A 6,000-nucleotide genomic window follows, 5' to 3' on the forward strand; every position below is an offset into this window, starting at 1 on the left:
GCTACTCCGTGCGCCGGCTCGACCGTACAGCGACACCCTCGGAGAGCAAGAGCGCCAACACACAGCAATCCGCCGACACAGCCGGCCGGGCCACGCTCCACGTGCCTATGTCGGAATCGAGTGCAGGTTCCGATAAACTCCGATCAACCGGCGACCACGTCCTCGCCGAGGAATCCACCCGACTGGTGCCGCCACAGCTGCGCGTATGTTCCTTGCGCGCACAGCAGTTCCTCGTGTGTCCCATCCTCGACGACTCGTCCGTGGTCGAGCACCACCAATCGGTCCATCCCGGCCACGGTGCTCAGCCGGTGCGCGACGACCAGCGCCGTACGCCCTTCCATCAACTTCCAGAGTGTTTGCTGCACAAGCAATTCGCTTTCCGAATCGAGGGCGCTGGTGGCCTCGTCCAGGAGCAGGATGGGCGCGTCCCGCAGGATGGCCCGAGCCAGCGCGACCCGCTGGCGCTGGCCGCCGGACAGTTTCACGCCGCGCTCACCGATGAGCGTTTCCATACCCTGCGGCAGGGAGTCCGTGAACTCGGTGACGTGCGCGGCCTCGGCGGCCCGCAGGATGTCCTCGTCCGTGGCGTCCGGGCGCGCAAACCGGATGTTCTCGCTCAGGGTGCGGTGAAACATGGCCGGATCCTGTGGCACGTAGGCGATCAGACTGCGCAGATCCGCCTGCCGCAGCCGGGCGATGTCCTGCCCGCCGATGCGTATCGTTCCGGATTGGATATCCATCAACCGCAGCAGCAGTTGGGTGATGGTGGTCTTGCCGCCACCGGATCGTCCGACCAGGCCTACCTTGGCGCCGCTGGGCACGTGCAGGTCCAATCCGTGGAACAGCTGCCGCGCACCCCCGTGCGTGAAATTCACTCCCTCGAATCGCACTTCGTAGCCTCTGGGACGCAGTGGCTCCGGATGTTCGGTATCGAGCACCTTCGGTTCATCGAGCAGCAGTTCGGTGAATTGTGCCGCCTCGGTGAGCACGGTCTCCAACCGTCGGTAGATCTGGTTGAACCGGAACATGATCCCGGTGGCGTTGAAGTAGTAGGTGAATGCCACCACAATGGCCTCCACCCCCGCATTCCCGCCGCTGAGGCTCAGCGCGATCAGCAGACCCATCACGTTGGTGAGCACCAACAGCGGCGCTACCAGCGTATCGATCCGCAGGTTCGCGTAGTCCCAGGAGCGCAACGACTTTCGTCGCGACGAGGCGACTCGCCGCCGATGCTCGGCCGCCTCCTGCGGTTCGGCAGCGAAGGCGCGCACCACCTGCATATTGGCCAGGCTGTCGGCCACGTGCCCGGAAACCTGCGCAATGGCGGCCTCCCGGTCGTCGACGAGCTTCTGGCGGCGCCGGATCAAGGGCATGATGACCAGCCCGGTCACCACGATCATCCCCACCAGCGCGACGACCAACACGGGGTTATAGCGCCACAACACAACCGAGGCGAACACCAGCGGCACCAGCGCCGCAAAGATCTCGAAGGCGAGGGTGTCCACGAACTGTTCGAACCGAGCCGCGAAGCTGAGCGAGCGCTTCGTCAGCGAACCGGCGAAGTTGTTGTGGAAGAACGCCGCGTCCTTGGCGAGCAACTCGTCCATGGCGAGCACGTACAGGTGCTCGATACCGTAGGCGTCTACTCGGTTCAGGCAGTGAAACCCGATGCGCCACAGTAATTCGGCGAGCAGCAGGACACCACCGAAGGCGAAGATATACGAAGCCAGGGCCGCGAGACTCGTATCCCCGGTCACCGCGACCCGGCCGACCACCATGGCGACGATCAGCGGTGCGATGTACAGGTTGCAGATATTGCCCAGCGCCGGTGCCAGCAACGCCGGAATCGTCGTGGCCTTGCGAGAGGCCATTTCCCGGCCATAGAAACGCAGCACCAGCTTGACGGCCGTTGCCCGTGAACTCATGCTCCCCCTCTCGTCTCGAATCAACGAGCGATGCAGGTGAGCAATGATCCCGCGTCGAGGCGGGTTACCGCCAGCGAATATCCGCCGACCGCGAGCTGGGTCCGCTCTCGTAGCTCGCCGGGCCAGCCGAGGCCTGCAAGTGCGATGTTCATGACATCGGCGAAGAACATGACCACCGCGTGCTGCGTGGCTGCCGACACTGTTCACACGATCGGGCATGCGGGCGAGAGGAATGGGATGCCGGTGCGGCGGCCTAGATGACGCCCAGGTCGCACACCTACGCGAGCGCATCGCGCAGCGGAAAAACAGCTCTGGACCGTAGACGAGCCACCCAACGTTCGCGGTCGGGGACCACTGACGGGAGTAGGGAAGTGGAACCGGTTATCGCGCAGTCGATTGATGGAAACTGCGTTCCCCATACGGCCGATATGCGGCCAAGTAGTGCGTTTGCCGGCGGCGTTGATCTTCGAGACACTGCCGCGGCCGGTTCGGACCGCGCACAGGGCGCTAGTGGTAGGAACGGCTCACGAAGCCGTCAGGGCGGACCAGCACCGTCCCGTACGGCCAGCCGTCCACGAGGTGCACCGGAACGTCGGCCTCCACGTCGGGATCGGCCGTGAGTACGCACCACTGCGATCCGACGAGATCCAGCGTGGACACCCCGTCGGACACCCACATGTGCGGCAGACGGGATCCCGGTGACCCGTCGAGGTCGAGGGCGACGTCCTCGGTGGAGGGGAGTTCCGCGCCTCCGTACCGGTAGCCCATGTGCACCACAGGCGCGTTGATCGCCCCCGCTGCCTTGCGTGCCTCTGCCATGTCCTTCCCCCAGTGCAGGGACGGATCGTTGAACCGCAGGCGCGCCTGCTCCATCGTCATCAGGGCCACCGGATGGCGTTCCTCGTGATAAGTCTCCAGCAGTTCGGGCCCGGCCTCACCGCGCAGTACGTGTGCGAGTTTCCACGCCAGATTGTGCGCGTCGGCGATGCCGGCGTTCAACCCGAACGCGCCCAATGGGGGGATGGCGTGCGCTGCGTCGCCCACCAGGAAGACCTGCCCGACGGAGAGCCGATCGGCCACCTGGCCGCGCCCCCGGAACCTCAGCACGCTGCGGATCTCCACCTCGGTCGACGGGTCGCCGAGCGCGGTGCGGATGAGATCGGCAGTCGGCTCCGTGTCGAGGCGGGTGAGGAACACCCACTCGCGTTCGCCGTCGACGGTAACCAGCAGGCCGGTCGCGTCCGGATGCTCGATATTGCACATTGCGAACGGCTCGCGCGGGCGCAGATCAGCGTCGAACAGAACACTCGTCGTCTCATGACCGATCACACCGGGACCGGTGACGCCGATGCCGAGGACCTGCCGAACCCGGCTGCGCACACCGTCGGCCGCCACCAGATAGCGCGCCCGCACGACACGCCCGTCGGACAGGGTCGCCGTGACGCCGCCGGAGTCCTGCTCGAACGAGTCGAGCGCCACGCCGAACTCCACGTCGCCGGCCTTGGTGATCAGCACGCGGTCGAGCCGGTTCTGTGCGCAGGTGCCGCGGAGCCGGGCTGGTGTGTAGGTGAGTTCGGCCGCGGTTTTCGTCTTCCACTCCGCGCTTTCGGCGAAGTCGGCCTCGGCGAGCGTGCGTCCTTTGATCTTCCCCGCCCGCAAGTCGACCGCGGCTTCGTTGACCGCGCGATCCAGGCCGACCTCGCGCAGGATCTCCACCGACCGCGACCCGATGCCGGTGGCCCTGGGGTGGGGCGACAGCTCCGGCTTTTCCTCGACGACCAGGGGCTTGACGCCGTGGTGGCGCAACAGCACCGCGAGCATCAGCCCGACGGATCCGCCGCCGGCGATCAAAACATCTGTGGATACAGTGTGCCCGTTCATGGGCACACTGTATCCACGTCTGTAGACTCCTGTCCATGTCGCTTATCTGGGAGCGTGAGCCGTACCGGTCGAAAAGGCAGGCCCTGAGCGTGGAGCGCATCGTGGGCGCGTCCGTCGCCATCGCCGACGCCGAGGGGCTCGACGCGCTGTCGATGCGCCGCGTCGCCGCCGAGCTGTCGACCGGCACGACCTCGCTCTACCGCTACGTGGACAGCCGCGACGACCTGCTCGACCTCATGGCCGATGCGGTACAGGACGGCCACGTGCCGCTGACGGGAGACTGGCGCGCCGACCTCGAGGCGTACGCCCACCACGAGCGCGAGCTGTGGCTGAGGCACACCTGGCTCGCCCCGCTACTGGCCACCCGACCATCGCTCGGCCCCAACTGGCTGCGCGGCCTGGAACACGCCCTCACCGCAGCCGCGCCGCTGACCTCCGACATCGTCGACGCGGCCTCGGCCGTCGGGCTTATCAGGGACTACGTGCGCGGCGCGGTCATGCGCGAGCTCGCCGAGAAAGAGACCCAGCGGCGCACCAATCAGACCGAGGACCAGTGGCGCGCCGCTGTCGCCCCCTACATGCGCAAGGTCATCGAGAGCGGCGCATATCCCCTGGTGTCGCGCATGATCAAATCCGCCGACCTGAGCCCGGCCGAACAGTTCTCGTACGGCTTGCGCCGCATCCTCACCGGGATCGCCGACTCTCAGCAGACGACAAAGTGATCACGAATACGCGGGGCCGGTTCCGCCCCACCGGGAGCCATCGACGCGACACACCGCATTCGGCATCCCCGATCGTCCCCTACCGTTCGCCATGATCGGTGCGCCTGACGGATCTGAAACCTGATTTACAGCGGATCACCTGCTGTCGACGGTCTTTTGACCGGCAAGGAAGGTCTTGGCTGCAGGTACTGCCCCTGGCGTGAGCGCCCAACTGCCGTGCCCGTCCGGTCGAAATGGTGCGACCTAAATGACCACCCCTGGGATAGCGTGAGGGCTCAGGTCTTGACGCGGCCCGCGACCGCCACGGCCGCGCATTAGGGTCTGACCGCATGGCAGTCCTCTACCGCCCCATCGGAAGCCTGGCGATCGTACTCGGTGTAGCCGTTGCGATTCCAATGCTCGCGACCCTGGCCTTCGCGGCCATCGGCCACCCGGAATGCGCGACCATCCCGCAAGATGTCGGCCCCTGCGGATACTGGGCCCGCGTGGCGGAATACGGGCCGTTCATCATGCTGTGGGGAACTGTCGTCACCGCAGGCTTCGGGGCAACGGTGTGGCTGGCGGTCATCGCCGTAGTCGGTCTATTCGCAGCGCTACGCCCTCGCCGCGAGTAGTACATCCGGCACGGCTCAGCGGACCAGATCCTGACCGGCCGTCGATCTATCTCGAATCCGCCGACCGACGTCATCGTGCGCCGAAGCGACGTCCGAATTCACCAGCGAAGCCACTTACTCGCAAACCTTCACGAGGACTGGTCTACTCAGAGTACGGAACGCCGCCGGCATGGAAGCCGAAACGTTCTGTCCCGAAGGGGGGAAGGCCGCTCGGCTTGTTCGCGTATCAGCGCGGCTTCTGAGTGATAGTGATCCTCCGAGTCGGGCCGGGACCGTTCAGCAGCGGTTCCGAAAAATTCTCGCGGACAGCGATGAATCCTCGGGCGGTGCTCCGTCCTAGCTGTTGAACGCGCTACCAACCCGGCGCGACCGACCAGAAGGACCAGAAATGACCACCGTCAACCCCTCCGCCAACTTCTCCGACGACATCACCGACCGACCCGGCAAGATCCGTAACCGCGTCCTGTGGACCCTCCAGATCCTGCTCGGCCTGTTCTTCATCATCGCCTCCGGCGGGCCGAAGCTCGTTATGCCGAACGCCCTGATCGACAACGCCCCCGAGAATCTGACCATCCCCCTCGGGCTGCTCATTTTCATCGGAGTTGCGGAGGTCGCGGGCGGTATCGGCCTGATGGTGCCACGGCTCAGTGCTCTGGCCGCCGCGGGTCTGTCCGTTCTCACCGTGCTCGCCGCCGGGACGCAGGCTTTCATCGCCGACAAGCCCGCCATGGGGATCTTCCCACTGGTGCTCGCCGCGATCTTCGCCTGGATCGCGTACGAGCGCCGCGCCAGCATCACCGATCTGCGCAACTCGCTCTCGCGATGACAGATCTATGAGTACGGCCGGTGATCGGTGGC

General features: G+C 65.8%; 6 protein-coding genes. 3 read left to right on the plus strand and 3 right to left on the minus strand.

The window, feature by feature from the left end; genetic code table 11:
* Nucleotides 1-143 precede the first annotated feature (143 nt).
* From ACFU5M_RS05905 to ACFU5M_RS05915, 3 genes are all read right to left on the minus strand, one after another.
* Entirely contained in the window at nt 144-1,925 is a 1,782-nt protein-coding gene (locus tag ACFU5M_RS05905) for an ABC transporter ATP-binding protein (RefSeq protein ID WP_379044393.1), read from the minus strand.
* Between the two features lie 20 nt (nt 1,926-1,945).
* Entirely contained in the window at nt 1,946-2,125 is a 180-nt protein-coding gene (locus ACFU5M_RS05910; RefSeq protein ID WP_379044396.1) for a hypothetical protein, read from the minus strand.
* A gap of 307 nt (nt 2,126-2,432) precedes the next feature.
* Nucleotides 2,433-3,806, minus strand: coding sequence for an FAD-dependent monooxygenase (locus tag ACFU5M_RS05915; protein WP_379044399.1), 1,374 nt, complete (start codon nt 3,804-3,806; stop codon nt 2,433-2,435).
* A gap of 89 nt (nt 3,807-3,895) precedes the next feature.
* Here ACFU5M_RS05915 and ACFU5M_RS05920 point away from each other — a divergent pair, with 89 nt between their 5' ends.
* The 3 genes from ACFU5M_RS05920 (at nt 3,896) to ACFU5M_RS05930 (ending at nt 5,968) form a co-directional block, all read left to right on the plus strand.
* Nucleotides 3,896-4,528, plus strand: a complete 633-nt coding sequence (locus ACFU5M_RS05920; protein ID WP_379044402.1) for a TetR/AcrR family transcriptional regulator C-terminal domain-containing protein — start codon at nt 3,896-3,898, stop codon at nt 4,526-4,528.
* Between the two features lie 329 nt (nt 4,529-4,857).
* Nucleotides 4,858-5,142 carry a hypothetical protein gene (locus ACFU5M_RS05925; protein WP_379044405.1) on the plus strand — a complete coding sequence of 95 codons (285 nt, stop codon included), beginning with the start codon at nt 4,858-4,860 and terminating at the stop codon, nt 5,140-5,142.
* Between the two features lie 388 nt (nt 5,143-5,530).
* On the plus strand, nt 5,531-5,968 hold the full coding sequence (locus ACFU5M_RS05930) for a DoxX family protein (RefSeq protein ID WP_379044408.1): 438 nt from the start codon (nt 5,531-5,533) through the stop codon (nt 5,966-5,968).
* The last annotated feature ends 32 nt before the right edge of the window (nt 5,969-6,000 follow it).

It is taken from the genome of Nocardia sp. NPDC057455, assembly GCF_042802775.1.
GTDB lineage: Bacteria > Actinomycetota > Actinomycetes > Mycobacteriales > Mycobacteriaceae > Nocardia.